The 23,221-nt window shown below is 60.7% G+C and carries 26 protein-coding genes; 7 read left to right on the forward strand and 19 right to left on the reverse strand.

The genetic code is table 11. The annotated features are described in order from the left end of the window. The first annotated feature begins 130 nt into the window (after window positions 1-130). Genes R2940_14820 through R2940_14830 form a run of 3 tightly spaced genes read left to right on the forward strand, consistent with a single transcriptional unit; the run spans window position 131 to window position 4,563 of the window. A complete protein-coding gene (locus R2940_14820; GenBank protein ID MEZ4601059.1) occupies window positions 131-889 on the forward strand; it encodes an ABC transporter ATP-binding protein in 759 nt (252 codons plus the stop codon). 6 nt (window positions 890-895) lie between these two features. Beyond that, entirely contained in the window at window positions 896-3,259 is a 2,364-nt protein-coding gene (locus R2940_14825; protein ID MEZ4601060.1) for an FtsX-like permease family protein, read from the forward strand. Window positions 3,260-3,294: 35 nt separating this feature from the next. Further along, window positions 3,295-4,563, forward strand: a complete 1,269-nt coding sequence (locus R2940_14830; protein ID MEZ4601061.1) for an HlyD family efflux transporter periplasmic adaptor subunit — start codon at window positions 3,295-3,297, stop codon at window positions 4,561-4,563. A gap of 61 nt (window positions 4,564-4,624) precedes the next feature. Here the strand turns inward: R2940_14830 and R2940_14835 are convergent, their stop codons facing one another. The 3 genes from R2940_14835 to R2940_14845 all read right to left on the reverse strand — a co-directional run bounded on the left by R2940_14835 (window position 4,625) and on the right by R2940_14845 (window position 6,749). After that, window positions 4,625-5,098, reverse strand: a complete 474-nt coding sequence (locus tag R2940_14835) for a VOC family protein (GenBank protein MEZ4601062.1) — start codon at window positions 5,096-5,098, stop codon at window positions 4,625-4,627. Window positions 5,099-5,171: 73 nt separating this feature from the next. Beyond that, entirely contained in the window at window positions 5,172-5,633 is a 462-nt protein-coding gene (locus R2940_14840; protein ID MEZ4601063.1) for a YhcH/YjgK/YiaL family protein, read from the reverse strand. 15 nt (window positions 5,634-5,648) lie between these two features. After that, the gene (locus R2940_14845; protein MEZ4601064.1) at window positions 5,649-6,749 is read right to left on the reverse strand and encodes an XdhC family protein; all 1,101 of its coding nucleotides are present in this window, start codon (window positions 6,747-6,749) and stop codon (window positions 5,649-5,651) included. A 126-nt stretch (window positions 6,750-6,875) separates the two neighbouring features. Here R2940_14845 and R2940_14850 point away from each other — a divergent pair, with 126 nt between their 5' ends. Beyond that, a complete protein-coding gene (locus R2940_14850) occupies window positions 6,876-7,037 on the forward strand; it encodes a hypothetical protein (protein MEZ4601065.1) in 162 nt (53 codons plus the stop codon). A 508-nt stretch (window positions 7,038-7,545) separates the two neighbouring features. Here R2940_14850 and R2940_14855 read toward each other — a convergent pair. The 6 genes from R2940_14855 to R2940_14880 all read right to left on the reverse strand — a co-directional run bounded on the left by R2940_14855 (window position 7,546) and on the right by R2940_14880 (window position 11,949). Further along, a complete protein-coding gene (locus R2940_14855) occupies window positions 7,546-7,869 on the reverse strand; it encodes a carboxymuconolactone decarboxylase family protein (protein MEZ4601066.1) in 324 nt (107 codons plus the stop codon). Between the two features lie 243 nt (window positions 7,870-8,112). After that, window positions 8,113-8,346, reverse strand: a complete 234-nt coding sequence (locus R2940_14860) for a thioredoxin family protein (protein ID MEZ4601067.1) — start codon at window positions 8,344-8,346, stop codon at window positions 8,113-8,115. A 30-nt stretch (window positions 8,347-8,376) separates the two neighbouring features. After that, the gene (locus R2940_14865; protein ID MEZ4601068.1) at window positions 8,377-9,690 is read right to left on the reverse strand and encodes a permease; all 1,314 of its coding nucleotides are present in this window, start codon (window positions 9,688-9,690) and stop codon (window positions 8,377-8,379) included. A gap of 60 nt (window positions 9,691-9,750) precedes the next feature. Then, window positions 9,751-10,065 (reverse strand): carboxymuconolactone decarboxylase family protein, encoded by a 315-nt coding sequence (locus R2940_14870; GenBank protein ID MEZ4601069.1) that lies wholly within the window; start codon window positions 10,063-10,065, stop codon window positions 9,751-9,753. Between the two features lie 95 nt (window positions 10,066-10,160). Further along, on the reverse strand, window positions 10,161-11,552 hold the full coding sequence (locus tag R2940_14875) for a heterodisulfide reductase-related iron-sulfur binding cluster (GenBank protein MEZ4601070.1): 1,392 nt from the start codon (window positions 11,550-11,552) through the stop codon (window positions 10,161-10,163). 58 nt (window positions 11,553-11,610) lie between these two features. Further along, a complete protein-coding gene (locus R2940_14880; GenBank protein ID MEZ4601071.1) occupies window positions 11,611-11,949 on the reverse strand; it encodes a metalloregulator ArsR/SmtB family transcription factor in 339 nt (112 codons plus the stop codon). Window positions 11,950-12,076: 127 nt separating this feature from the next. Between R2940_14880 and R2940_14885 the strand changes: the two genes are divergently transcribed. Both R2940_14885 and arsJ read left to right on the forward strand, forming a co-directional pair. Then, the gene (locus R2940_14885; protein MEZ4601072.1) at window positions 12,077-13,087 is read left to right on the forward strand and encodes an ArsJ-associated glyceraldehyde-3-phosphate dehydrogenase; all 1,011 of its coding nucleotides are present in this window, start codon (window positions 12,077-12,079) and stop codon (window positions 13,085-13,087) included. Further along, the gene (gene arsJ / locus R2940_14890; protein ID MEZ4601073.1) at window positions 13,084-14,292 is read left to right on the forward strand and encodes an organoarsenical effux MFS transporter ArsJ; all 1,209 of its coding nucleotides are present in this window, start codon (window positions 13,084-13,086) and stop codon (window positions 14,290-14,292) included. The genes R2940_14885 and arsJ overlap by 4 nt, the downstream gene beginning before the upstream one ends. A 47-nt stretch (window positions 14,293-14,339) precedes the next feature. Here the strand turns inward: arsJ and R2940_14895 are convergent, their stop codons facing one another. The 10 genes from R2940_14895 to R2940_14940 all read right to left on the reverse strand — a co-directional run bounded on the left by R2940_14895 (window position 14,340) and on the right by R2940_14940 (window position 22,282). Beyond that, window positions 14,340-15,215, reverse strand: a complete 876-nt coding sequence (locus R2940_14895) for a F0F1 ATP synthase subunit gamma (GenBank protein MEZ4601074.1) — start codon at window positions 15,213-15,215, stop codon at window positions 14,340-14,342. After that, window positions 15,215-16,747, reverse strand: coding sequence for an alternate F1F0 ATPase, F1 subunit alpha (locus tag R2940_14900; GenBank protein ID MEZ4601075.1), 1,533 nt, complete (start codon window positions 16,745-16,747; stop codon window positions 15,215-15,217). The genes R2940_14895 and R2940_14900 overlap by 1 nt, the downstream gene beginning before the upstream one ends. 4 nt (window positions 16,748-16,751) lie before the next feature. Beyond that, window positions 16,752-17,531 (reverse strand): hypothetical protein, encoded by a 780-nt coding sequence (locus tag R2940_14905; GenBank protein ID MEZ4601076.1) that lies wholly within the window; start codon window positions 17,529-17,531, stop codon window positions 16,752-16,754. Window positions 17,532-17,533: 2 nt separating this feature from the next. Next, on the reverse strand, window positions 17,534-17,815 hold the full coding sequence (locus tag R2940_14910; protein MEZ4601077.1) for a F0F1 ATP synthase subunit C: 282 nt from the start codon (window positions 17,813-17,815) through the stop codon (window positions 17,534-17,536). After that, complete coding sequence (locus R2940_14915; protein MEZ4601078.1) at window positions 17,808-18,506, reverse strand: F0F1 ATP synthase subunit A; 699 nt, start codon at window positions 18,504-18,506, stop codon at window positions 17,808-17,810. The genes R2940_14910 and R2940_14915 overlap by 8 nt, the downstream gene beginning before the upstream one ends. Before the next feature lie 46 nt (window positions 18,507-18,552). Next, window positions 18,553-18,840 carry an ATP synthase subunit I gene (locus R2940_14920; GenBank protein ID MEZ4601079.1) on the reverse strand — a complete coding sequence of 96 codons (288 nt, stop codon included), beginning with the start codon at window positions 18,838-18,840 and terminating at the stop codon, window positions 18,553-18,555. Beyond that, complete coding sequence (locus tag R2940_14925; GenBank protein ID MEZ4601080.1) at window positions 18,830-19,207, reverse strand: AtpZ/AtpI family protein; 378 nt, start codon at window positions 19,205-19,207, stop codon at window positions 18,830-18,832. The genes R2940_14920 and R2940_14925 overlap by 11 nt, the downstream gene beginning before the upstream one ends. After that, entirely contained in the window at window positions 19,207-19,590 is a 384-nt protein-coding gene (locus R2940_14930; GenBank protein MEZ4601081.1) for a F0F1 ATP synthase subunit epsilon, read from the reverse strand. Before R2940_14930 ends, R2940_14925 begins: the two co-directional genes overlap by 1 nt. Further along, window positions 19,587-20,996, reverse strand: coding sequence for a F0F1 ATP synthase subunit beta (gene atpD, locus R2940_14935; GenBank protein MEZ4601082.1), 1,410 nt, complete (start codon window positions 20,994-20,996; stop codon window positions 19,587-19,589). Before atpD ends, R2940_14930 begins: the two co-directional genes overlap by 4 nt. A gap of 224 nt (window positions 20,997-21,220) precedes the next feature. Beyond that, window positions 21,221-22,282: a substrate-binding domain-containing protein gene (locus tag R2940_14940; protein ID MEZ4601083.1), complete on the reverse strand. Its 1,062-nt coding sequence runs from the start codon at window positions 22,280-22,282 to the stop codon at window positions 21,221-21,223. A gap of 120 nt (window positions 22,283-22,402) precedes the next feature. Between R2940_14940 and modA the strand changes: the two genes are divergently transcribed. After that, window positions 22,403-23,170, forward strand: a complete 768-nt coding sequence (gene modA, locus R2940_14945; GenBank protein MEZ4601084.1) for a molybdate ABC transporter substrate-binding protein — start codon at window positions 22,403-22,405, stop codon at window positions 23,168-23,170. The last annotated feature ends 51 nt before the right edge of the window (window positions 23,171-23,221 follow it).

The following is a 23,221-nucleotide window of genomic DNA, read 5'->3' on the forward strand; positions in this document are numbered from 1 at the left end:
AAGTCTAAATAGCTCTCAATCGGACAGAATTATTTCACCATCTGATATGTTGACCCGGTATGTCGAATCGGTCAAAATCGTTCAGGGAAAAGGCGGCAGCACTGTTCCTGCCGTTATCTCAGGAAGATCCATGGTGGAAGATTTGATGCCGAATCAGGCAGGCGATCGAGCAGTCGAAGGTCGCAAGCCTCTGCTCAGCGCCCGCGGGCTCACCAAGATCTATCATCCGGGCGGGGATGTGGAGGTGCGGGCGCTGAACGGCGTCGATCTCGATCTCTTTGCGGGGGAGCTGGTCGTGCTGCTCGGCCCCTCCGGAAGCGGCAAATCGACCCTGCTTAATATCCTCGGCGGGCTGGATGCGCCGACTGCCGGAGAAATATTTTTCCGGGAAGAGAACCTCACCGGAGCGGACGAACGGGAACTGACCCGCTACCGCCGCGAAGCTGTCGGCTTCATCTTCCAGTTCTACAACCTGATTCCGAGCCTGACCGCCCGGGAGAACGTGGCGCTGATCACCGAAATCGCCCGGGATCCGATGGCGCCCGAGGAAGCTTTGGCGCTGGTCGATCTCGGCGACCGGATGGACCATTTCCCCTCCCAGCTTTCCGGCGGCCAGCAGCAGCGGGTCGCCATCAGCCGCGCCATCGCCAAGCGGCCCGAGGTGCTGCTGTGCGACGAACCGACCGGGGCCCTGGACGTGAAGACCGGCATCACCGTGCTCGAAGCCATCGAGCGGGTGAACCGCGACCTCGGCACCCTGGCGGTGATCATTACCCACAACGCCGCCATTGCCGAGATGGCCGACCGGGTGATCCACCTCTCCGACGGCCAAATTACCGAGATTCTTGCCAATCGCGAACGCCGTCCGGTGCGTTCGCTGGTCTGGTGAAAAGCGATGCGCCCCCTTGATCTGAAGCTGTTGCGGGATCTCGGCAGCATGAAGGGCCAGATGATCGCCGTGGCCCTGGTGATGGCCTGCGGCCTGACCATGATGATCATGGCCCGGGGTCTGATCGAATCCCTGGAAAGGGCGCGGGACGCGTACTACGCCTCTTACCGTTTTGCCGACGTGTTCTGCGATCTCAAGCGGGCCCCCAATGCTGTGCGCTCGCGGCTGGCGGCCATCCCTGATGTTTCCGCAGTGCAGACCCGGGTCAAGGGCGGGGCTGTGCTGGACCTGCCGGGGATGGCGGAGCCCGCCGACGGCATCATGCTGTCGATCCCGGACGAACAGCCTCATCTGCTCAACCTGCTCTTTCTGCGCAGCGGACGGCTTCCCGAAACCGGCCGTCGGGACGAAGCGCTGGTCAGCGAAGCCTTTGCCGAGGCACACGGCTTTCGTCCCGGCGATTACCTCGACGCGACCATCTACGGCGCCCGTCAGCGGCTGCGCATTGTCGGTATCGCCCTGTCGCCCGAGTTCGTTTTCGAGCTGCCGCCCGGTACCGTGGTGCCCGACAACCGCCGCTACGGGGTTATCTGGATGAACGAGCGGGAGCTGGCCAATGCTTTCGACCTGGACGGCGCCTTCAACAACGTGGTGGTGGATGTAGCCCCCGGGGGCGATGGGCGCAAGGTCAAGGCGGAGCTCGACCGTCTGCTGGCACCCTACGGCGGACTGGTGGCTTTTAACCGCACCGATCACCCTTCGGCCCGGCAGGTCGACGATCGGATCCGGATTCTGCGCGGCTTCGCCATCGCCTTTCCGGTCATTTTTCTGAGCATCGCCGCTTTCATGACCAGCGCCGCCCTCACCCGGCTGGTGCGCCTGCAGAGGGAGCAGATAGCCCAGCTCAAGGCCTTCGGCTACTCCGCCGCCGCGGTCGGCTGGCATTACTTCAAGTTCGCCCTGGTCGTGGTGATCGCCGGCACCCTGATCGGCTCCCTGGGGGGCCTTGCGCTCGGCAGTTGGGTGGTCGTCCTCTACCGTCAGTTCTTCCGCTTTCCGTCCCTGGTTTTTCATCCCGACCTGCCTGCCCTGCTGGTCGGTTTGGCGGCGACCGCGGCGACTTCGTTCCTCGGCGTCCTCAATGCCGTGCGGCAGGCGATGAATCTGCCCCCCGCCGAGGCGATGCGGCCGGAGCCGCCCGCGGAATTCAAGCCGTCCCTGCTGGAGCGCTTCGGTGTGCAGAAACTGGCGTCCCCGGCTTTCCGCATGGCTTTGCGCAATCTGGAACGCAAGCCGTGGCAGGCGTTTTTCACCGCCCTGGGTCTGGCGCTGGCCACCGCGATCCCGATCGTGCCGGGGGCGATGCGCGACGGGGTCGACTATCTGATGGATTTCCAATGGCGCCGTGCCCAGCGCCAGGATGCGACCCTGGACCTGATCGAGGCCGGCTCTCCGGAAGCTCTCCACAATCTGGCCCGGCTACCGGGCGTTTTGAGCGCCGAACCGTATCGGAGCGTGGCCGCCCGGATTTGTTACGGCCATCGGGAACGGCGCATCGCCATCACCGGTTTGCCGACCGTCACCCGGCTGAACCGTCTGCTCGACGCCGAGGGCAAACAGGTCGCCCTGCCCCTGTCCGGTCTGCTGCTGTCGGCGAAACTCGCCGAGATCCTCGATGCCGAGCCCGGCGACATCCTGCGGCTTGAAATTCAGGAGGGCCGAAGGCCCGTGGTCGACGCCGTGCTCGCCGGGACCATCACCGATTTCGCCGGGATCGGCGCCTACATGGAGATCGACGGACTCCTTCGCCTGATGCAGGAAGGCGCTACCGTCAGCGGGGCGCATGTGACAGTGGACGGGTCGCGCTGGAACGACTTTTTCGCCGAGGTGAAGGAAGCTCCCCGGATCGGCTCCGTTACAACCACCCGGTCCGCCCGGGAGAGTTTCGACCGGACCATGGCGCAGATGATGAACATCGTCCAGACAATCTATTTCAGTTTCGCGGTGATCGTGTCCTTCGGGGTGATCTACAACGGCGCGCGCATTGCCCTCTCAGAGAGGACCCGCGACCTGGCGACCCTGCGGGTCATCGGCTTCACTCAAAGGGAGGTGGCGGCGGTGCTGATCGGAGAACTGGCCGTGCTGACCCTGCTGGCTCTGCTGCCGGGCCTGTACATCGGCAGCTGGCTGGCGGCCCTGCTGATCGAAAGCGCCAGCACCGAAACCACCCGCATGCCGCTGGTCCTCACCGCCCGCTCCTTCGCCACCGCTGTGCTGATCGTGCTCGCCTCTTCAGGGCTGTCTTTCGCTGTCGTCAGTCGAAGGATCCGCAGGCTCGATCTGCTGGCGGTGCTCAAGGCCCGGGAATGATGGCTTAGCCATCCTCTGATTTTATGAAGGTATCGATGACGACTACACAAAATTCCGCATCCGACCGAACCCGTATTGCCATTCCCGCCCGAAACCAGCGGGGCCAGTGGCGTAAACTCCTTCTCTGGGCTCTGGCCGGCCTGCTGCTGGCGGCGATCATCCTCGGTCTGTGGCCGAACCCGATTCCGGTGGAGACCGCAAAGGTCCGCCGCGGGCCGCTCACGGTCAGCGTGCTGGAAGAGGGCAAGACCCGCATCCGCCACCGGTATGTGATATCCCCGCCCGTGTCAGGATATCTGCAGCGCGTGCCGCTGAGAGCGGGAGCCCCGATCCGCGCCGGCGAAACCGTTCTGGCGACTATCGAAGCCGAACAATCGGGATTTCTCGACCCCCGGGCGCGGGCCGAGGCCGAGGCGAGGGTCGAAGCCGCCGAGGCCAACCGGAAACTGCGCCGCGCCGAAGTCGAGCGCGCCCGGATCGCCCTCGATCTCGGCCGGAAGGAGTTCGCACGGGCGGATGAACTGCGCCGGGAGGGAATCATCTCCGTTCAGGAATGGGACGCCGCGGAAAACCGCCTGAACATCCTGACCCGGGAACGGAATGCCGCCGAATTTGCCCTGCGGGTGGCGGAGTTCGAGCTCGACCAGGCCCGGGCCCGGCTGGTCCAGTTGCAGTCTCCCGAACCCGGATCATCCAAGGTTTTGCGGATCGTGGCTCCCATCAACGGTTTCGTTCTCAACGTCTTCGAGGAAAACGCCCGGGTGGTCGCTCCCGGGACCCCCATCATGGAAGTGGGCGATCCCCGGGATCTGGAAGCGGAGATCGAACTGCTCTCAAGTGACGCCGTGGCGGTCGTTCCGGGAGCGGAGGTCGCCATCGAGCAGTGGGGTGGCGAACAGTCCCTGCGCGGCCGAGTCACCCTGGTCGAAAAGGGCGGCTTCACCAAGATTTCGGCCCTCGGCGTGGAAGAGCAGCGGGTCAAGGTGCGGGTGGAGTTTCTCGAAAATCCGCCGCCCGGAAGAGAACTGGGCGACCGCTACCGGGTGGAGGCGCGCATCGCCACTTGGCAAGGCAAGGACGTGCTGCAGGTGCCGGCCGGAGCACTGTTTCGGCGGGGCGGCGACTGGATGACCTTTGTTGTCGAGGGGGGCAAGGCCCGCCTGCGAAAAGTGGACATCGCCCACAGCAACGGTATCGACGCGGAGGTCGTGTCCGGCCTGTCGGAGGGTGAGGAGGTCATCGTCTATCCGCCGGACAGCCTGACCGACGGAGCCGCGGTTGATTTTGCGGAATTGGAGGGATAGAGGGTGGATGCCCGACAAAGGCATTCGGGCATAACGGAATAAGCCCTCGTCGTCGCTGGCTCTACTGCTGCCCCATTTGCGCAAAAGCCTCCTTCGCGCCCTTGTCGATCTCTTCCTGGGTCAGATCCCGGGTATGGGTGGCCAGACTCCAGCTGTAGCCGAAGGGGTCGCGGACGGACCCCATGCGGTCTCCCCAGAACATCTCCTGAACTGGCATTTCAACCTGGGCACCGGCGTCGACCGCGGTCTGGAAAGCCTCATCGACGTTTTCGACATAGATGTAGAAACTGATGGGCGAGCCGCCCAGGGATTCCGCGCTTTTGCTGGAACTCCCCGGGCATTCCTCGCCCATCATGACGATCGAGTCGCCGATGCGGATCTCGGCGTGCATCACGCCTTTCCCTTCGGGGCCCGGCATGACCATCAACTCCTGGGCGCCCAGGGCCTTTTTGTAGAAATCGATGGCTCTGCGGGCATCCTTCAGGACGAGCATCGGTGTAACGCTATGGAAACCCTCTGGGATTTTTTTAGTCATCGGAGATCTCCTTGTGGATAGGATCTGGCTGTTTGCCGGTATCCTCAACACTGTATCCCGGTTTTTTCGCCCGTCAAACCGGTCCTTCGCTCACTGCGATCTTGACGATGACCTTGTGAATCTCTCCCGAGGAGATCAGAGGCAGATGGGCGTCCTCCGGGTAAAAGATGGCAAACATCCCCGGTTCCACCGGAAACCAGGCGGAGGGCAGGTCGTCGAAGAATCCGATATCTTTCTCCGCATCAAAGGGCCCTGTCGATTCAGTGCAACTGGAGATTGGGAGCCAGCCCATTTCGTCGGTCCCGGCCAGCACCATCTGGATATCGATATACTTCCTGTGTATTTCCAGCCGCGACCCTTCCTTGTTGCGCCCCTGATCCCTGGCCACTATGGCGAAAACCCGATCCCCGTCGATATCGTATCGGCCAGTGGTCAGGTCACGCAGGTCGTCCCGCTTCAAAAAAGCGAAGGCCCTGGCGAAATCCGGATGAAGAGAAATGTAACGGTCCGCGTTTGCCAAAAGATCGATAATCATAACCCTTCTTTCCGTTTAGAGGGTTTGAATCCGGCAGCCGGAGGCCTCCCGGGGTTTTTCGGTTTTTCCGGCATTTCGGGCCGCCCGCACCTGGATCAGTTCGCCGACAATGCTGACTCCAAGCTCTTCCGGGGTTTCCGCGCCGATATTGGTGCCGATGGGCGAATGCACCCTGGCCAGTTCCTCCCGGCTGAAGCCGTGGCTGATGATTTCCTCATAAACCAGGTCCCGCTTGCTGCGGCTGCCGATCATGCCGATATAGGCCGCGCCGCTGCGCAGCACCTGTTCCAGTACATCCTTGTCGAACAGATGCCCCCGGGTCACGATGACCAGATAGCTGTCCCCGTCGATGCCTAGATCGGGCAATTTTCGGAAATCCTCGATCACCCTGACCTGAATGGGGGACGGGAACCGGTCCCGGTTGGCGAAGTCCGATCGGTCGTCCAGCACCAGGGTCCTGAAGCCGACGCTTGCGCTGAGGGGCGCTATTTTCTGGGAGACGTGCCCGGCGCCGAAGATAAAAACCGTCCCTCCCTGCCGCAGTGGTTCCACCAGGAAGCGCCGCTCGTCAAAGGCCTCGGAATGGAGGGTGATTTTGGCCGGACCGGTGACCAGCTTTTCCAACAGATAGGGGCTGCAGTCGATTTGGCCGACTAGCGTTCGGTCGGCTTTGACCAGGCATTGCCGCCTCGGGATGCCGGACGTTTCGGATTCTTTCCCCAATACCGTCACCAGCCAACCCTTGTCGGAACGGTCCACAATCCCGGCGGCTTCGCGGCAGATCAGCAGATTATCCTGGTCTCCGGCATCGATGAAATCGACCAGGATCTCGCCCGCACCCCCGCAGATCATATCGGAGCAGGCTGCGTCCGCGCCGGTCAGATCGAACTTCTTGATCACGGATTTTTCTTCGGCAATCACACTTTTCGCAAGTTCGATGGTGCCGGCCTCAAGCCGCCCACCGCCGATGGTGCCGAAGATGGTGCCGTCGGCCCGGACGACCATCTTGGCCCCTTCGGTGCGCGGCGCCGATCCCGTCTTGTCGAAAATCGTCGCTACCGCAAAACTCTCATTTTTTTCGATGAGTTCAGCCATTTTCGCATAGAGGTTTTCCATTGCCGATCCCTTTTCTGAAATGTATTATCTTCATTTGCAATAGATAATAAATAAAAGCAGGCATCTCTGGTTGCAAGATAAATTTTTGGCAAAGAGGTTTTCGGGACCCGCGAAAGGGGTGGCATCGTGTCCGATCTGATCCCCAAGCACGGCGGCTATCGTAAGTTGAAGAGCTTTCAGGTGGCGCAGTTGGTCTATGACGTGACGGTGCGGTTTTGCGATAAATATATCGATCGCTTCAGCCGGTCGAAGGATCAGATGGTCCAGGCGGCGCGGTCGGGAGTCTAAAATATCGCCGAGGGCTCGCAGGCTTCGGCGACCTCGAAGAAGACCGAGCTCAAACTCACCCAGGTGGCGCGCGCCAGTCTGGAGGAACTGAGACTCGACTTTGAGGATTTTCTGCGGCAGCGGGGTTTGGCGACTTTGGAGCCGAACCACCCCGCCTTGACGCGCTTCAAGCAGCAGAAGCCGCAAACGGTCGAGGCGTTTGCGGCTTGGGTCAGGGGAGAGCGGAAGCGGAGCAAGGACCGGCACGGACTGACAAAGACAAACCTGGACCCGCGTCCGGGTCCGTGCCGGTCGGTGACCGTCCGTGTTCGTCCTTGACCTCCGCCTGCCTGGCGGCCAACGGCGTACTCTCTCTCCTTAACCTGGCCTGCTATTTGCTCGACCGTCAGGTCGAGCGGCTTGCCCTCGATTTTGAGAGCGAAGGCGGGTTTACGGAGCGCCTGTACCGCGTGCGCACGGCAAACCGAAGGAAGCAGGGCCGATAAACGACCTCGGCCCTGCAAAAGGATCAGGTCGGGCAGCCGCAGTCAACATTCCCGGCCACGATCTCCTTCCAGTCGCCGAGCACATCGTGAGTCCAGCAGTCGTCGGCGCCGGCGGCCTCGCGCATGACCAGGGCGAAGATATAGGAGAGCTCCTTGACCGTTGCGCCGGCTTCCAGCGCCCCCTTGAAATGTTTCAAAACGCAGGGCTTGGAGCGGGCCTTGATAGATACCGCAAAGCAGATGAACTGGTAGGTCTTTTCGTCGATGGTCCTTTTCTGCTGGTAGAGTTCGTCCATCTGGTCGAGCAGTTGGGTGAACTCAGGGAAAAATTCCGCAAGCATCCGCATGGCTGTTTCCTCCTAGTATTGATGTTTAAGCCGCATCCGGCGCCCATCGGGCAAAAGCTCCCGAAACCTTTCCGGGAGTCACTTTCGGAAACATTCAAATTGTGCAGCACCAAAATCTTAGAAGATTGTCCAGCGATTGGCAATAAAAGGATGAGGTAGGAGCGTTTTGGGGAACCCGGATAAAACTATAAAGGCAGCATTATTCTGCTGCCCTTATCATAATCTTCACTTTTCTCTGTTATTTCAGGCTAGGATTTTTTTCAGTTCGTCGACACTGGGAACCTTGCCGACCAGTTTTACATCCCCGTCAATGGCAAGGGCCGGGGTGATCATGACCCCGAAAGAGGCGATGTCACGGATATCCTCAACCTTGACCAGCTCATAGGCGATACCCATTTCGTCCGCCGCCTGACGAGCGGTTTCAGCCAGTTTACGGCATTTGGGGCAGCCTGTGCCCAAAATCTGAATTTTCTTCATAAAGAATTCCTTTCTTTTAAAAGATGGTGTTTATCCCCAGAACATTCCGAAAATCAGACCGCTCACCGTTGCCATCACCATCACAAGCAGGACAAAGACCACCGTTTTCTTGGTGCCCATGACGCTGCGGATGACCAGCATGTTCGGCAGACTGAGGGCAGGACCGGCCAGGAGCAGGGCCAGGGCTGGACCCTTGCCCATGCCGGCACCGATCAGACCCTCGAGAATCGGGACTTCGGTCAGGGTTGCAAAATACATGAAGGCGCCGGCTACCGAGGCGAACAGGTTGGCTCCCAAGGAATTGCCGCCCACCGAATTGGCCACCCATTCGGAAGGGATCAGGCCTTCGGCCCCCGGTTGGCCGAGCAGCAGGCCGGCAATGACCACGCCGATCAGCAGCAGCGGCAGAATCTGCTTTGCAAAGCCCCAGGAAGAGGCAAACCATTCCTGCATCTCATCCTGCTCGGTATTGAGGATAAGGGTCAAACCGATCACGCCGACCACGAAGGCCACTTGCGGAAACTGGGGCAGCAGAAGGGCCAGCAGCACCACCGGCAGTCCGGCCAAGGCGATTTTCCAGAATCTGACCTGGAACCAGCGGACCAGGATCAGAGCCAAAGCCAGGGCGAAAGCACCGGTCAGCGGCCATTTGGCCGAGAAGATGGCATGCCACAGGCCGATTTCGCTGTCCGGTCGACCCCAGTTGGCAAAGACCAGGATGCCGACCATGGAGGCGAAATAAAGAGCGTTTTGCCACAGAGGACGGGCCACTTCCGGTTCCGGGTGCATGGCCTGGGCGGTGATCTTTTCCTGTTCCTCCTTACGGAAGAAGAAATGCATGCAGAGACCGATGACGATGCTGAACAAAATAGCGCCGATGGCGCGAGCGATGCCGAGCTCAGGGCCGAGCACCCGGGCGGTCAGGACGATGGCCAGGATGTTGATGGCCGGCCCCGAATAGAGGAAGGCGCAGGCGGGTCCCAATCCGGCTCCCATGCGATAAATACCGGCGAACAGGGGCAGGATAGTGCAGGAGCAGACAGCCAGCACCGATCCGGACACTGCGGCAACGCCGTAGGCCAGCACCTTGTTGGCCCTTGCGCCCAGATATTTCATGACCGCGGCCTGGCTGACGAATACGCCCACGGCCCCGGCGATGAAAAAGGCTGGCACAAGGCAGAGCAGCACATGCTCGCGGGCGTACCACTTGACCAGGTAAAGGGATTCCCACAGGGCATTTTGCAGCCGCTCCAGCCCTTTGAGCCAATCCACCGGCAGGTAGTAGCAGAGAATAAAGCCGCCTATGATGAGAGCCAGGGGCTTCCATTCCTTTTTCCAGTTCATGTCAACAACACCCCTTCCTTGGTAGAACCTCTAGGCGCTTGTCGGCTCTGCCATTCCATTTCATATTCCGAGTTCCGCTGCCTTCTGGTCGACCTTGTCCATTGGGGCCTGGCGGACTTTTCGACCCATCTTTACGGCTGTCGCCAGTTCGGCGAGGCTGGCCCCGGCTTCAAGGGCCGCCTTGACATGATATTCCAGACAGGGGGTGCAGCATGCGGCTACCGAAGCACCCACTGCGATCAATTCGATGGTTTTTGCATCCAGAACCTTAACATCGCTCTCTGTCCGGCAGGTTTTCACCTGGTCGTCTTTTTCATCGGTCGTTGGAAAACAACCGGCCCTGCGGGCAAGGGCATCCAGGGTTTTTTTGTCCATTGAAATTCTCCTTTTGTTCGTGGTTAAAAATTTCATGTCTTGTGTTTATATCCGGTTTTTTGAATGCTTTTGGTAAAATTTCTTACGCAGCCCCTTCATTGCTTTCCTCCTTGCCGGTAGGCCCGGGCCAGTACTTCCACGGGATGAAACACCGGGTACGGCAGGCAGTGACTGAATTGGAGCTTGCAGCTCATGCAGTCAGTGACGATGGCCTGCGGGTTGCGCTCGCGGATCTTGTCCATCACCGACGCGCCCAGGTCGAGGGATTTCTGGTGGAAATGCTCCTTGAAGCCAAACACCCCGCCCATGCCGCAGCAGTCGTAATCGCTGCCCACCGGTTCGATATCCAGTTCGGGGATCAGGTTCATAAGATCCAGGTAGGGGCGGCCCATCTTTTTTTCGCGCAGATGGCAGGGCGCGAAATAGACCATCCGCTCGGGCAGAGGCGCGAAGTCGGTGGCGAGCCGTCCTTCGCCGTGGAGCCTGGTCAGGTAGCCGCCGAAATCGGACAGATGATCGGAAAGGGCGACCCGTTCCAGAGGGTCGATGGCGGAAAAATAACCGTCATCCTTCAGGATCTGACGGTACATGGACTTTTTCAGCGTCCAGAATTCGTTCTTGCCCTTCTCCGGGGCGGGGACCTTCAATTCCCCCTCCCGGGCACCGACCGACTCCTGGAAAATATCGGAATAGTAAGCTCTTTCCTTGAGGAGTTTTTTCAGGAAAAACCCGCAGGTGGGGCAGGAATAGACAAGGTCGTCACCGGCCCGGGCCGCTTTCAGAAGTTGCTCCATGTTGGCCTTGGACAGTGACAGTGTCCTGGCCCGATCCCCCTCCACCAGGAACGGCATGCCGCAGCATTGCTGTGGCGGAATGTAAACCGTCGCGCCGTTGTGCTCGAGGATTTCGACGACGCTGCGTCCGATCTGAGGAAACAGGTATCCGGCGGTGCAGCCGACGAAATAGGAGATGGGACGAGGGCCCTCCCGGCGCTCCATCAGGCCCCGGTTTTTCGCCCAACGGAAAAAGCCCTTTTTTGGGAAAACGGGGAACTGCCGGTCGGGATGGATGCGAGTCGCCTTCTTCAGAAGGGGGCCCAGGACGGGGTTCGACTGCACTGCATTGGTCAGCGCCGGAAAGGTGCCGCACAATCTGGCCAAGCGCGGCACGTCATTGAGCAGGCGCGTCGCCAGCGGCATGCCCTCTTTCTCGATATACCGGGTCTTGGCTTCCATCACGTCCATGGGCACCTTGGGGCAGGGACACAGGCCGCAGAGGGTACAGAGCTCGGTCAGGTAACGCAATTGCTCTTCGGTGATCGGTTTCCCCTCTTCCTGCTCCTGGTCCTGGAGGCGATAGAGCTCGACAAAAAACGCGCAGTCCTGCTCCATCATGGTGCGGCAGGTATCGCAGTCGGCACACAGCCGGACTACTTCTCGGATGATTTGTTGTGGCGTCAGATCGCTTTGATCATTTCGGGTATTCATCAATCAACTTTCCGGGAGTTGATATATCCGCAAATTCGGATATTGGGGTGAAAAAAAATCAAGCGCAGATGGTTTTTTGCAGGGCCTCGGACAATTTCTGGCGATTTTTGGCACCTTCTCGGGTTTTGGGCAGATGTTCTTTCAGGGCCGCCAGCAACTGATCGGACAGGGCACTGTGCCCATTGGCCAAAGAATAGTGAACCCAGGTGCCGTCGGGACGGTCCTTGACCAGACCGGCATTTTTCAGGATGGCCAGATGGCGCGAGGCCGTGGACTGGGGCAATTGCAGGATGGCCATGATCTGGCAGACGCAGATTTCGCCGTCGAGCAGCAGGCTGAGAATGTTCAGCCGGGTCTGGTGGGCCAGAGCTTTGAACAAGGCTGTTGTCGTTTTCATAAGTAAAAACCTAATCCGTTTTTTCGGATATAGCAAGTAGTTTTTTTAGGGTACGGGTTGTTTATATCCGGTTTTTCGGATATGGTGTATTCATGAATTGACGAAACATATAAAAGGAGAGTTTGACATGAGCATTCGCATCGGCATCAACGGCTTCGGGCGCATGGGACGGCTGGCATTGCGGGCGGCCTGGGACTGGCCGGAAGTGGAGATCGTTCACATCAACGAGATCAAGGGGGGCGCAGAGTGCGCCGCCCATCTGCTGGAATTCGATTCGGTTCATGGTCGCTGGCAGCGCGAGATTCGCGCCGAGGCGGACGCCGTGATCATTGACGGCAAACGTGTCGGTTTCAGCGAATTCAAGACCCCGGGGGAAGTCCCTTGGGAAAAGTTCGGCGTCGACATCGTCATCGAATCCTCGGGCAAATTCCGCACTCCGGAGCTGCTGGCACCCTATTACGAGCGGGGGGTGAAGAAGGTCATTGTCGCCGCTCCGGTCAAGCAGGGCGCCCTGAACATCGTCATGGGGGTCAACGATCACCTGTACGACCCGCGGGAACACCATCTGCTCACCGCGGCATCCTGCACCACCAACTGCCTGGCGCCGGTGGTCAAGGTGCTGCACGAGAGGATTGGCATCGAGCACGGGGTGATCACGACCATTCACGACATGACGAACACCCAGGTCATCGTCGACCTGCCGCATAAGGACCTGCGGCGGGCGCGGGCATCGGGCCTGTCCCTGATCCCGACCACCACCGGTTCGGCGACGGCCATCACCCTGATCTATCCGGAACTGAAGGGGAAGCTCAACGGCCATGCGGTGCGCGTACCGCTGTTGACCGGGTCGATCACGGATTGCGTGTTCGAGATGAAGCGGCCGGTCACCGCCGAAGAGGTCAACGGCCTGTTCCAGGAGGCGGCGGAAACCTGTCTGAAGGGGATTCTCGGCATCGAGCACCGCCCCCTGGTCTCCATCGATTTCAAAGGCGACACCCGTTCGGCCATCGTCGATGCCCCCAGCACCATGGTGGTCGATGGCACCCAGCTCAAACTCTATGTCTGGTATGACAACGAGATGGGCTATGCCCATCGGATGATGGAGCTCTGCCGGAAGGTGGCTGCAAATTTACCATGACCGACCTTCGCAACTACACCCTCGTCACCGGGGCCTACTGGGGTTTTACCCTCACCGACGGGGCCCTGCGCATGCTGGTACTGCTCCACTTTCACCAGCTGGGCTACACCCCGGTCCAGATCGCCTTCCTGTTCCTCTTCTACGAATTCTTCGGCGTGGTTACCAATCTCGTCGGCGGCTGGATCGGCTCTCACATGGGGCTGAAGATCACCCTGTTCGCCGGGCTGGCCCTGCAGGTGGCGGCCCTGTCCGCACTGGCGCTGCTCGATCCGTCCTGGTCCGTCGCCCTGTCGGTGGCCTACGTGATGGGCGCTCAGGCCCTGTCGGGCATCGCCAAGGATCTGACCAAGATGAGTTCGAAGAGCGCCATCAAGGTGCTGATTCCCGAGGATGCCCAGGGGGCATTGTTCAAGTGGGTGGCGATCCTCACCGGTTCCAAGAACGCTCTGAAGGGGGTGGGGTTTTTCCTCGGCGGGCTGCTGCTGGCCTGGCTAGGTTTCCGTCCGGCGCTGCTGGCCATGGCGGGGGGACTGGCCCTGGTGCTGCTGGCGTCGGTCATGTCCCTGCCGAAAGAGATGGGCAAGGCGAAGACCAAGGTCAAGTTTTCGCGGATTTTCTCCAAGAGCCACGAGATCAATCTGCTTTCGGCGGCGCGGCTGTTTCTGTTCGGTTCCCGGGATATCTGGTTCGTGGTCGGCCTGCCGGTCTTCCTTTCGACCAGCCTGGGCTGGAGCCATCCGCAGGTTGGCGGGTTTCTCGCCCTGTGGGTGATCGGCTACGGCGGTGTGCAGGCCATGGCACCCAACCTGCTGAAGCGGGGGCTGGCCGGAGGCACGCCACAGGGAGGCACAGCCAGCGCAGGAGCCTTTGCTCTGGCAGCCATCACGGTGCTTATCGCCCTGGGGGTGCAGTCCGGGTTATCCCCTTGGCTGACGGTGGTGGCAGGACTGGCCCTGTTCGGCATCGTCTTCGCCGTCAACTCGGCGGTTCACTCCTACCTGATCCTGGCCTATACCGAGAGCGACCAGATCGCCCTCAACGTCGGATTCTACTATATGGCCAACGCCATGGGGCGCCTGGTGGGCACCCTGCTGTCAGGGGTTGTGTTCCAGCTTGCCGGGCTGACCGGCTGCCTGTGGGTTTCGGCTGGATTTGTCCTTATCGCCGGCGGGTTGTCGTTGCTGCTGCCACGGGTAAAAACCTAGAGAATCCATATGTTCGCACGGTCTCGTTCGGTTCCGTTCAAAACCTCTCACTCCTTCCTCAGTGCCTCGAACCCGGAAATGACGTCGAGCAGTTCCTCCGTGATGAAGCTTTGCCGCACGGAGTGATAGCGGGCATGCAACTCCTCTTTCCTTTCGCTGATGTTTTTCTCGGCCCGCTGCATGGCGGCAAGACGGGCCGCATTTTCGGCGGCCAGGGAGGCTGCAAAAGCCCGGAACAGGGAGACGAACAGGTACTCACGGATGAGCGCCGCGAACAGCTGTTCCCGGGGAAGGGTGTAGAGAGGCAGGCTCCTTCCGGGCCATCGCCGGGTCCCGATCTCCTCCAGCCACGTCCGGTCAGGCGGGAGCAGCGGCATGCTGCGCTGATCATAGGCCAGGCCGCTGGTCGGGGTGTTGTAGAAGAGGACAAACCGGACATCCCCCCGTTCGCGACGCCGTTCCTCCAACTGGAGAACGATCTCCTGGACCGAGGTGGTGATCAGGTTGGCGGAGGATGGCAGGGGACAGAGTCGTTCGATGGGGCCGAAGGAGGCTTCCGCCGCCGCTTCCGTTCGTGAGCCGGCCACCCAGAAGGAGACTCGTCCCGGGGAGAACTCTTTTGTCTCCAGACTGCAGTCGGCAAAATCGACAATGGTTTCGCTGAACCGCCCTGCCATACCCTGGTCCGACCCAAAGATCATCGCCAACGTTTCCGCCGGAGCCTCCTGCCGCCTCAAGGTGGGTTGGGTGAGCAGCACCGCCCGCAGTCCCAGTTCCACGGTCCGGTAGTATTCGTCCAGCGAGGCGACCGCCCGCTCGTACTGCCGGATGTTGACCGCGGCGAGGGTCTTCATGGTCCGCACAACGCCATGCAGGTCCTCGGCGCTTTTGATCTTGCGCTGCAGTTCTTGCAGGGTCGCCATCAGGACCTCCCCGGCAGTCCGCTGATGGCCTCTTTGGCGGCCTGCAGCAGGCTCTCGAGGTCCTCCCGGTCCAGCTCCTCGCCCCGCTCGATCTTCCGCGCCACGTCCGGCACCCGGGCCATCGCCCCGCGCACGGCCGACTCTGCTCTATCCAGTTCTTCGTCCTCCAAGGGATCGAAGAGCCCCTGGTTGAGGGCGTGGAGGACCATGACCTGCTCGGCTGCCGTCAACGGGGAGAACTGCGGCTGCTTGAGCAGAGCGCGCACCCTCCTGCCGCGGCGAAGCACCTTTTGGGTCTCCTCGTCAAGGCGGGTGCCGAAGCGGGCGAAAACCTCCAGCTCCTCGAACTGGGCGTAACTCAGCTTCAGGTCGCCGGCGACCGCACGATAGGCCGGCAGCTGAGTTTTGCCGCCCACCCGGGACACGGACCTGCCCACATCGACCGGTGGGAGAAGCCCTTTTCTGAAAAGCTCCGGGGACAGGTAGATCTGGCCGTCGGTGATGGAGATGAGATTGGTGGGGATGTAGGCCGAGAGGTTTTGAGCTTCGGTTTCGATGATCGGCAGGGCCGTCAGCGAGCCGCCGCCCTTGTCCGCCCGCAGACGAGTCGAACGCTCCAGCAGTCGGGAATGGATGTAAAAGATGTCCCCGGGAAAGGCCTCCCTCCCCGGCGGCCGGCGCAGCAGCAGCGACAACTCCCGGTAAGCCCGGGCGTGGCGGGTGAGATCGTCATAGACCACCAGAACGTCCCGGCCCTGTTCCATGAAGAATTCGGCCATGGTGGTTGCCGCATAAGGGGCGACAAACTGCAATCCCGGAGGATCGTCCCCCTCGGCCACGACCACCGTGGTGTAGGCCATGGCCCCGTGTTCCCGCAAATGATCCACGACCTGGGCAATGCTGGAGGAGCGCTGTCCGATGGCGCAGTAGACGCAGAGGACGTCCTTGTCCTTCTGGTTGAGGATCGTATCGACGGCCAGGGCCGTCTTGCCGGTCTGCCGGTCTCCCAGAATCAGCTCCCGCTGTCCGCGGCCGACGGGAATCAGCGCATCGACGACCTTGAGCCCGGACATCAGGGGAACGGAAACGGGAAGACGGTCCATAATGGCCGGAGCCGGTCTTTCGGCTGGCAACCGGGCCTGAGACCGGATCGGGCCCAGCTCATCCCGCTGCCGGCCGGCGGGATCCACCACCCGGCCCACGAAACCTTCGCCCACCGGCACCTCGAACACCTGGCCGGTGCGGCGCGCCTCGTTGCCGCTGCGAAGATGGCCGTAATCGCCCAGCAGCAGTACGCCGGCCTCACCGGGATCGACGTTGAAAACCAGTCCAAGAAGTCCGCCGGGAAAGGTCAACAGCTCCTCGCTGCGGGCACCGGACAGACCGGCGACCCTCGCTACCCCCTTTCCCACGTAAATCACATGGCCCACTTCCTGAAGGTAAAGACCCGGCTCATACTCCGAGCCAACCTTGTCGATGGCTGCGAAAGTCTCTTCCAGCACAGAGGATAGAGGCGCGGTCGACGGCTTCATCCCTTCACCTTCCCTGGGTGTGTTCGATCGGGGCTGCCTGTTCCTTCAGCAACCCGGTCACTTCCTTCTCCATGGCCTCAAAATAGCTCTCCAGGCCCCAGGACAATTTGATTCCCTTGCCGATCAGCTCCACACCGAGAAGCATTTCGGGGTCCGTCCGGTAGAGCACCCTGGGCTCGCCGCCACAGGCCTTTTGGAGAGCGGCTTCGATTTCGCTTTGCAGGGGCGGGGCGAGCTCAAAGGAGGTGCGGCAGGTCACCTCCTCTGACGCCGCCGCGGCCAACTTTTCCTTTTCCTCGGCGGACAGGTCGCCAAGGCGCTTGCGGAATCTTTCCAACAGCCTGTCCCCCAAGTCCTCACCCGTTAGCGCTGCCAGGGCCCTGCCGGCGATCCTCACCACCTCCATAGCGGTTCGCCGCTTCAACTCCCCGAGAAAATTCTGCTGCTCCCGATGCAAAGAGGACTGCCAGGCCTTTCGCAAGCCCTCGATCTCGTCCCTGGCTGCGTCGACCATTTTCCGGCGGCGCTCATCTATTTCCTCGCCCAGAGCGGCCAGCCGGTGCGATCTCTCGTCCTCCAGTTCCCGGGACTTGCGGCGAAAGTGTTCCGCCTCCTCTTCCGCCGCAGTCCGCATTTTCTCCGCCTCCCGGAACCGGTCGCCGATCTTCTGCTCGCGGCGGTCCATGACCCTCAGGATCGGGCCGTAGAGAAAGCGCTTGAGGAGATAGACCAGAATCAGGAAGTTGATGATCTGGGCAATGACCGTGAACCAGTCGATGAGCACGATTATCCTCCGCCGGCCTGGGCGAGAAAGAAATTCCAGAAGGGGTTGGCGAAAATCAGGATCATGGTGACCACGAAGCAGTAGATGGCCGTCGATTCCACCATGGCCATGCCGACGAAGAGGGTACGGGTGATGGTATTGGCCTCGTCAGGCTGCTGGGCCAGGGCGCTGAGGGCCTGGGCCAGGGCGCGGCCCTCCCCCAAGGCAGGGCCGATGGCTCCGATCCCGATACAAAGCCCGGCCGATATGATCGAGGCGACGGCAACCCATCCGAGACTATCCATGTGTGACTCCTTTCTCTTCCATTTCTTTTTGGACACGGGCTGCGGCGGCGATGTAGACAGCAGCCAGAACAACGAAAATATAGGCCTGGATCACTCCGATCAGCAATCCCAGCAGGTTCATGATCACCGGAAAGAACAGGGGCGCCACGCTGAGCAGAATGCCGATAATCATGGCCCCGCTCATGATGTTTCCGAACAGACGGACGGCCAGAGCCAGGGTCCGGGACAGTTCGCCGAGAATGTTGAAGGGGAGCATGAAGGGCGAAGGCTGGATGTAGAGCTGAAGATATCCCCGCAGGCCCCTCCGTTTTATGCCCCACCAGGGGACGGCTACGAACACGCTGAGCGCCAGAGCCGTTGTGGTGGACAGGGATCCGGTCGGCGCCCGGTATCCGGGAACCGCCGCCAGCAGGTTGGAAAAGAGGATGAAAAGAAACAGGGTGCCGAGAAAAGGCAGAAAATCCCTGGCCGGGCGCAGGCCGATATCCTCGATTTCCCGGGCCATGCCGTCGACCAGGGCCTCCAGCAGATTCTGCCAGCGAGACATTCGTTCACCCCTCGAAAGCCGGGCGGTAATCAGAGCCGCTCCGCCGGTGAGAAGCACCAGGTTCAGCCAGGTGACGAGAATGGTGGCGTTGAGCTTGAGCGCTCCATGCTGCCAGAAGATGATGAAGTCCGGACTGATTTCCATGTTGACCGAAGTTGAAGTTATGTCCTCTCCCTTGGGGGAGAGAGGGTTAGGGTGAGGGAGGGGAGGGGCTCCCCTTGACTGCAATCCATATCTGGCGGCCGGCCAAAAATCCGGCCATTGCGGCAGCCAGGACCGTCCAGCCCTGGTTCAGCAGGGCGTAGAAGGCCGCCAGTACCAGGGCGAGACGCAGGGCGAGACTGATCATCCAGACCTGCCAGGGCCGGCGCACCCGGCCGATCCGCACCACCGTCAGCCACAAGGCGCCGAAATACGCCAGACCCAGTCCGATGCCGGCTGCGAAGCCCGCGGTTACCATTAACGGATCAAGTTTCATCGTCCTTTTCCCCTTCGCCCGGCCTCATCCCTGCGTTCCGTCTTTCCCTTTCAATCTCCCGGCGTTCCCTGCTGACCCAGAACCAGGCGTTCAGACATCCCAGGCCGATGCCGACCACCAGCAGCATCAGGGTCCAGGAGGCATCTCCGCGGAGCCGATTGTCGAGCCAGACCCCGAGGGCGATAAAGGCAACGGTGGGCAAAGCCACGGACCAACCGACCAGGCCGAACATGCCCAGACCGAACCAGACCTTTTGCTCCGGGTGCCGCATGGACCTGAGTCTGCGCTGCCGCTTGGCCTCGACCTGCCGCTTGAATTCTTCCCGGGACGGATGATCCTCCTGTGGTGGTCGGTTTTCTGCCGTCATCAAAGGTCCATGAACCTCCTGAGAAAGTCTGCCTCCAACCGGGCCAGAGCCGAGTGTACGGCCCTTTCCTTGTCATTCAGGGTGGCAAAGCGGGAGTTCACGATCTCCATCAACTCCTCCAGCGGCGCCTCGCCGACGGCATCGTGGACGGAAACCAAAACATCATCCCCCTGTTTGATCAGGAGGCCTCGGTCCACTGCAATATACTCCTCATCCCCGTTTGGCAACTCCATCTGCAGGCGCAGCAAACCGGGCACAAGATCCGAGACGAAGTCGATGTGTCGGGGCCTGAGCCCGAAGTGGCCGTTGCTCCCCTCGGCAACGATCCCGGCAACCTCCCGATCGAATACGACCCCGGTGGGGGTAAAAACTTTCAGCCTCATGCCGCCGATCCCGATTTGCGGTTCCTTTCCTGGCCCGCCTCCTCGACAGAACCGATCATGTAGAGCGCCTTCTCGGGCGACTGCTCGAACTCGTCGTTCAGAATCCGTTCGCAACCCGTCAGCGTTTCGGCGAGGGGCACGGTTTTTCCCGGCAGGCCCGTAAACTGTTCGGTGGTATAGAACGGCTGGGTCAGGAAGCGCTCCAGACGCCGGGCCCTAAAAACGGTTTTTCGATCCTCGCGGGACAGCTCTTCCAACCCCAGCATGGCGATGATGTCTTTCAATTCCTCATAGGTGGCCATGGTGCGGCGCACCTCCTGGGCTATCCGGTAGTGGCGCTCGCCGGCAATTGCGGGATTGAGCATCCGCGAGCCGGACTCCAGCGGGTCCATGGCCGGATAAAGGCCCTCGCCCGCCCGCTTCCGGGAGAGAACGACGGAGGCCGACAGGTGAGCGAAGGTGTGAACCGCTGCCGGATCGGTGAAGTCGTCGGCCGGAACGTAGACGGCCTGGATGGAAGTGATGGCCCCGCGCCGGGTATTGATGATCCGCTCTTCCAGTTCGGCCAGTTCCGAGGCCAAAGTCGGCTGATATCCGAGGCGCGAGGGGAGCAGGCCGAGCATGCCGCTGATCTCCATGCCCGCCTGGATAAAGCGGAAGATGTTGTCGATGAGCAGCAGCACGTCCTGCCCGAGATCATCCCGAAAATACTCGGCGATGGTCAAGGCGATGAGGGGCGCTCGAAAGCGGGCTCCCGGCGGCTCGTTCATCTGGCCGAAAACCATCACGGTGCTGTCCATCACCCCGGCATCACGCATCGCGCGGTAGAGTTCCTCCCCTTCACGACAGCGCTCGCCGATGCCTGCAAATATCGACACACCCTGATGGCGGCCCACCATGTTGTGGATCAGCTCGGTGATCAGGACCGTTTTGCCGACCCCGGCTCCTCCGAAAAGCCCGGCCTTGCCGCCCCGCTCCAGGGGGGCGAGCAGATCGATGACCTTGATCCCGGTCTCGAAGATTTCCGTGCGGGTCGAACGCTCTGCAAGCGCCGCCGGCTTGTGATGCACCGGGCGCAATTCGCATCCTGCAGGGGGCTCCCCGCGGTCAATGGTATCCCCAAACACGTTGAAGACCCGGCCAAGGATCTGCCGGCCCACCGGCGCCTCGAGGGGCCGGCCCGTATCGCGGATCGGCGCGCCCCGCGCCAGGCCCTGGGTCGGTGTTAGGGCGACCCCCCGCACATGGCTCCGGTCAAGATGGAGAACGACCTCGACAGGGATAGTCTCTGCTTCCCCCGCCAGCAGAAGGTCGTTGATCCGGGGCAGAACCCCCGAAAACTCGGCGTCGATGACGCTTCCGCGCACGGAAACCACGGAACCGGATTTTGTCGCTGAAGGATTCATAATCTCCCGGCTCGACCTCATCACGGTTCATGAAAAACGACTCTTCTTTTATTCTATCAACTGCTGGAGAAAAACAAAGTTGCGCACGTATCGGATAGGGAATCAGAACGGTTGATCGTCGCGGTTCGGCAATACTTGGATGGTATGAGGCGGAATTGTTCGCGACAGTGAGGCAGACGGTAAAAACGGGGGGAATGTCTGTATATGGACTGGGGGAATCGGAGTTACTTTTTGACCGTCTCCGTGTCCCCTGTCTTGTGGCAGTCGTACCCCGGCAGCTCCGCCAGCATCCGCCGGTAGGTGGAAGACCGCACGACCTCGACCAGGGCCTGCACACGGGGGTCCTCCAGTGAGGATTCCGGAATGCAGAGCTCGTAGGCCTCCTGGCTGACGGTGAGAAAGTCGAGACCTTCCTCCTCGCAGACCAGGCGGACGGAGACACCAGCCTGGGCGAAGCCGCTGCGGATGGTCTGGACGACTCCGCGATGGTCACGGGCCAGATGTTCGGGAACGATCCGGCCCTCGGATAAATTGTCAAGTACCTTTCGAGCACCGGAGCCCGGTTCCCGGCCAATCCATTTCAGGTTGGATTTGATGATGGAGCTGACCCCTGCATTTGCCAATCCCGGAGCAAGCGCCAGCCCTTCCTCCCAGTCGGTAATTCGCAGCAGCTGGAAATTTCTGCCATAGATCTCAAGGGCTGCCCGCTTATTGCCCTCGGCGTGCTCGGTTCCACCCAGATGCAACCCGGCAATATGGACCAGGCCGGCCGCCAGCAGTTCAAGGGCAGCGCGGCTGCCCCGCTGCAGGACCAGCATCCGGAAAGGGCTCTGGCGAGCGTATTCGTTCGCAAGCAGGCCGACCGCCGGATCACAGCAGGCTACCACCAGGGTGCGTACCGGTTCCGCAAACGGATGGTCGTGAAACTGGCCGTCGCGCCAGACGCCGTCGTGAGGGATCGTTCCCAGTGGATTCGATTCAACAGGGTAGATCAATTGGCGGGAACCGACCAGCGCCCGCCAGTAGCGGCAGGGCTGCTTGGGCGGAGGCCAGGCCCATTCGGCCGATTCCTTTCCACCCAGCATGAAAAGATCTTCCACTCTGCACCCGAAAACCGCCGCCAGAGCCAGAGCCGCGGCGGTGGAAGGGATCAGGCGACCGGCCTCGATAGCGCTGATGCCGGTTCTGGACAGGCCGGATCGTTCGGCCAGATCCTGTTGCGACCATCCATGCTCTTCCCGAGTTTTGCGAACAGTATTCTGCAGGATGAAATTATCTTTTGACATGGTAATAACTCTATGACATCATCATGGCGAAATCAAGAGGTCCTGCACCTCGCCCCTTCCTGTTATAAGTGCAGCTTCCGGAAAAAATAACCTTATTTGTAAGGAAAGGAAACCCATTTTATGCGTTCGCTGCTGATTTCCCTGCTGCTGTCCCTGCTCCTCGTTTCCACCGCCTTTGCCGCCGAAGTTCGCATTTCGGTTGCGGCCAGCCTGACCGATGCGGTCAAGGAGATCATTGCCAGCTACGAGAAAAAGGTCGAGGATGTCGAGATTCTGCCCAATTTCGCCTCTTCCGGAGCCCTTGCCAAGCAGATTGTCCAGGGAGCTCCGGCGGATCTGTTCATTTCGGCCAATCCCAAGTGGATGAACTACCTGGTGGAAGAAAAAATGATTCCCGCCGATCAGGTTCGGATCCTCGCCTTCAATTCGCTGGTTCTGGCCGGAGACCCCGGCCTTTCGGTAACATCCCTGGACGATGTCGCCAAGCTTGGGCGCATAGCGATCGGCAGTCCGAAAAGCGTGCCTGCGGGACAATACGCTGAACAGGCTCTCAAGGCTGCGGGTCTTTTTGAAAAGGTGCAGCCGAAACTGGTCATGGCCAAGGACGTGAGGCAGGCGCTGATCTACGCCGATCGGGGGGAGGTGGACGGAGCTTTTGTTTACAGGACCGACGCACTGCTGGCGGAGAAGGCCAAGATTCTGCTGGAGATTCCTCAGGAGCTGTACAGCGAGGTCAACTATCCGATCGCCCTCACCGTTGCGGGCCTGAAAAAGCCTGAGGCGGTCGCCTTCGCCGATTATCTCAAAACCGCCGAGGCCGCAGAAATGCTGAGGAAGTACGGGTTTGTGGTTCGCTGTGAAAATTCCGGACAGAAAACGAAACCTTGAATTATCAGGGATGGGCAGGATGTTCAGGATAAAGGCACAAAGACTTTGATT

It is taken from the genome of Syntrophotaleaceae bacterium (genome assembly GCA_041390365.1).
In the GTDB taxonomy this organism is placed as follows: domain Bacteria; phylum Desulfobacterota; class Desulfuromonadia; order Desulfuromonadales; family Syntrophotaleaceae; genus JAWKQB01.

Coding starts and splice junctions, on each gene's coding strand:
- R2940_14910 (MEZ4601077.1), bottom strand. CDS start 17,815: ATGGATAGTCTCGGATGGGTTGCCGTCGCCTCGATCATATCGGCCGGG.
- R2940_14835 (MEZ4601062.1), bottom strand. CDS start 5,098: ATGACTAAAAAAATCCCAGAGGGTTTCCATAGCGTTACACCGATGCTC.
- R2940_14920 (MEZ4601079.1), bottom strand. CDS start 18,840: ATGAAACTTGATCCGTTAATGGTAACCGCGGGCTTCGCAGCCGGCATC.
- R2940_14915 (MEZ4601078.1), bottom strand. CDS start 18,506: ATGGAAATCAGTCCGGACTTCATCATCTTCTGGCAGCATGGAGCGCTC.
- R2940_14820 (MEZ4601059.1), top strand. CDS start 131: ATGGTGGAAGATTTGATGCCGAATCAGGCAGGCGATCGAGCAGTCGAA.
- R2940_14840 (MEZ4601063.1), bottom strand. CDS start 5,633: ATGATTATCGATCTTTTGGCAAACGCGGACCGTTACATTTCTCTTCAT.
- R2940_14880 (MEZ4601071.1), bottom strand. CDS start 11,949: ATGAAAACGACAACAGCCTTGTTCAAAGCTCTGGCCCACCAGACCCGG.
- R2940_14925 (MEZ4601080.1), bottom strand. CDS start 19,207: ATGACGGCAGAAAACCGACCACCACAGGAGGATCATCCGTCCCGGGAA.
- R2940_14895 (MEZ4601074.1), bottom strand. CDS start 15,215: ATGGCGACCCTGCAAGAACTGCAGCGCAAGATCAAAAGCGCCGAGGAC.
- R2940_14865 (MEZ4601068.1), bottom strand. CDS start 9,690: ATGAACTGGAAAAAGGAATGGAAGCCCCTGGCTCTCATCATAGGCGGC.
- R2940_14870 (MEZ4601069.1), bottom strand. CDS start 10,065: ATGGACAAAAAAACCCTGGATGCCCTTGCCCGCAGGGCCGGTTGTTTT.
- R2940_14940 (MEZ4601083.1), bottom strand. CDS start 22,282: ATGTCAAAAGATAATTTCATCCTGCAGAATACTGTTCGCAAAACTCGG.
- R2940_14845 (MEZ4601064.1), bottom strand. CDS start 6,749: ATGGAAAACCTCTATGCGAAAATGGCTGAACTCATCGAAAAAAATGAG.
- R2940_14875 (MEZ4601070.1), bottom strand. CDS start 11,552: ATGAATACCCGAAATGATCAAAGCGATCTGACGCCACAACAAATCATC.
- R2940_14885 (MEZ4601072.1), top strand. CDS start 12,077: ATGAGCATTCGCATCGGCATCAACGGCTTCGGGCGCATGGGACGGCTG.
- modA (MEZ4601084.1), top strand. CDS start 22,403: ATGCGTTCGCTGCTGATTTCCCTGCTGCTGTCCCTGCTCCTCGTTTCC.
- R2940_14825 (MEZ4601060.1), top strand. CDS start 896: ATGCGCCCCCTTGATCTGAAGCTGTTGCGGGATCTCGGCAGCATGAAG.
- arsJ (MEZ4601073.1), top strand. CDS start 13,084: ATGACCGACCTTCGCAACTACACCCTCGTCACCGGGGCCTACTGGGGT.
- R2940_14900 (MEZ4601075.1), bottom strand. CDS start 16,747: ATGAAGCCGTCGACCGCGCCTCTATCCTCTGTGCTGGAAGAGACTTTC.
- R2940_14860 (MEZ4601067.1), bottom strand. CDS start 8,346: ATGAAGAAAATTCAGATTTTGGGCACAGGCTGCCCCAAATGCCGTAAA.
- atpD (MEZ4601082.1), bottom strand. CDS start 20,996: ATGAATCCTTCAGCGACAAAATCCGGTTCCGTGGTTTCCGTGCGCGGA.
- R2940_14930 (MEZ4601081.1), bottom strand. CDS start 19,590: ATGAGGCTGAAAGTTTTTACCCCCACCGGGGTCGTATTCGATCGGGAG.
- R2940_14855 (MEZ4601066.1), bottom strand. CDS start 7,869: ATGCGGATGCTTGCGGAATTTTTCCCTGAGTTCACCCAACTGCTCGAC.
- R2940_14830 (MEZ4601061.1), top strand. CDS start 3,295: ATGACGACTACACAAAATTCCGCATCCGACCGAACCCGTATTGCCATT.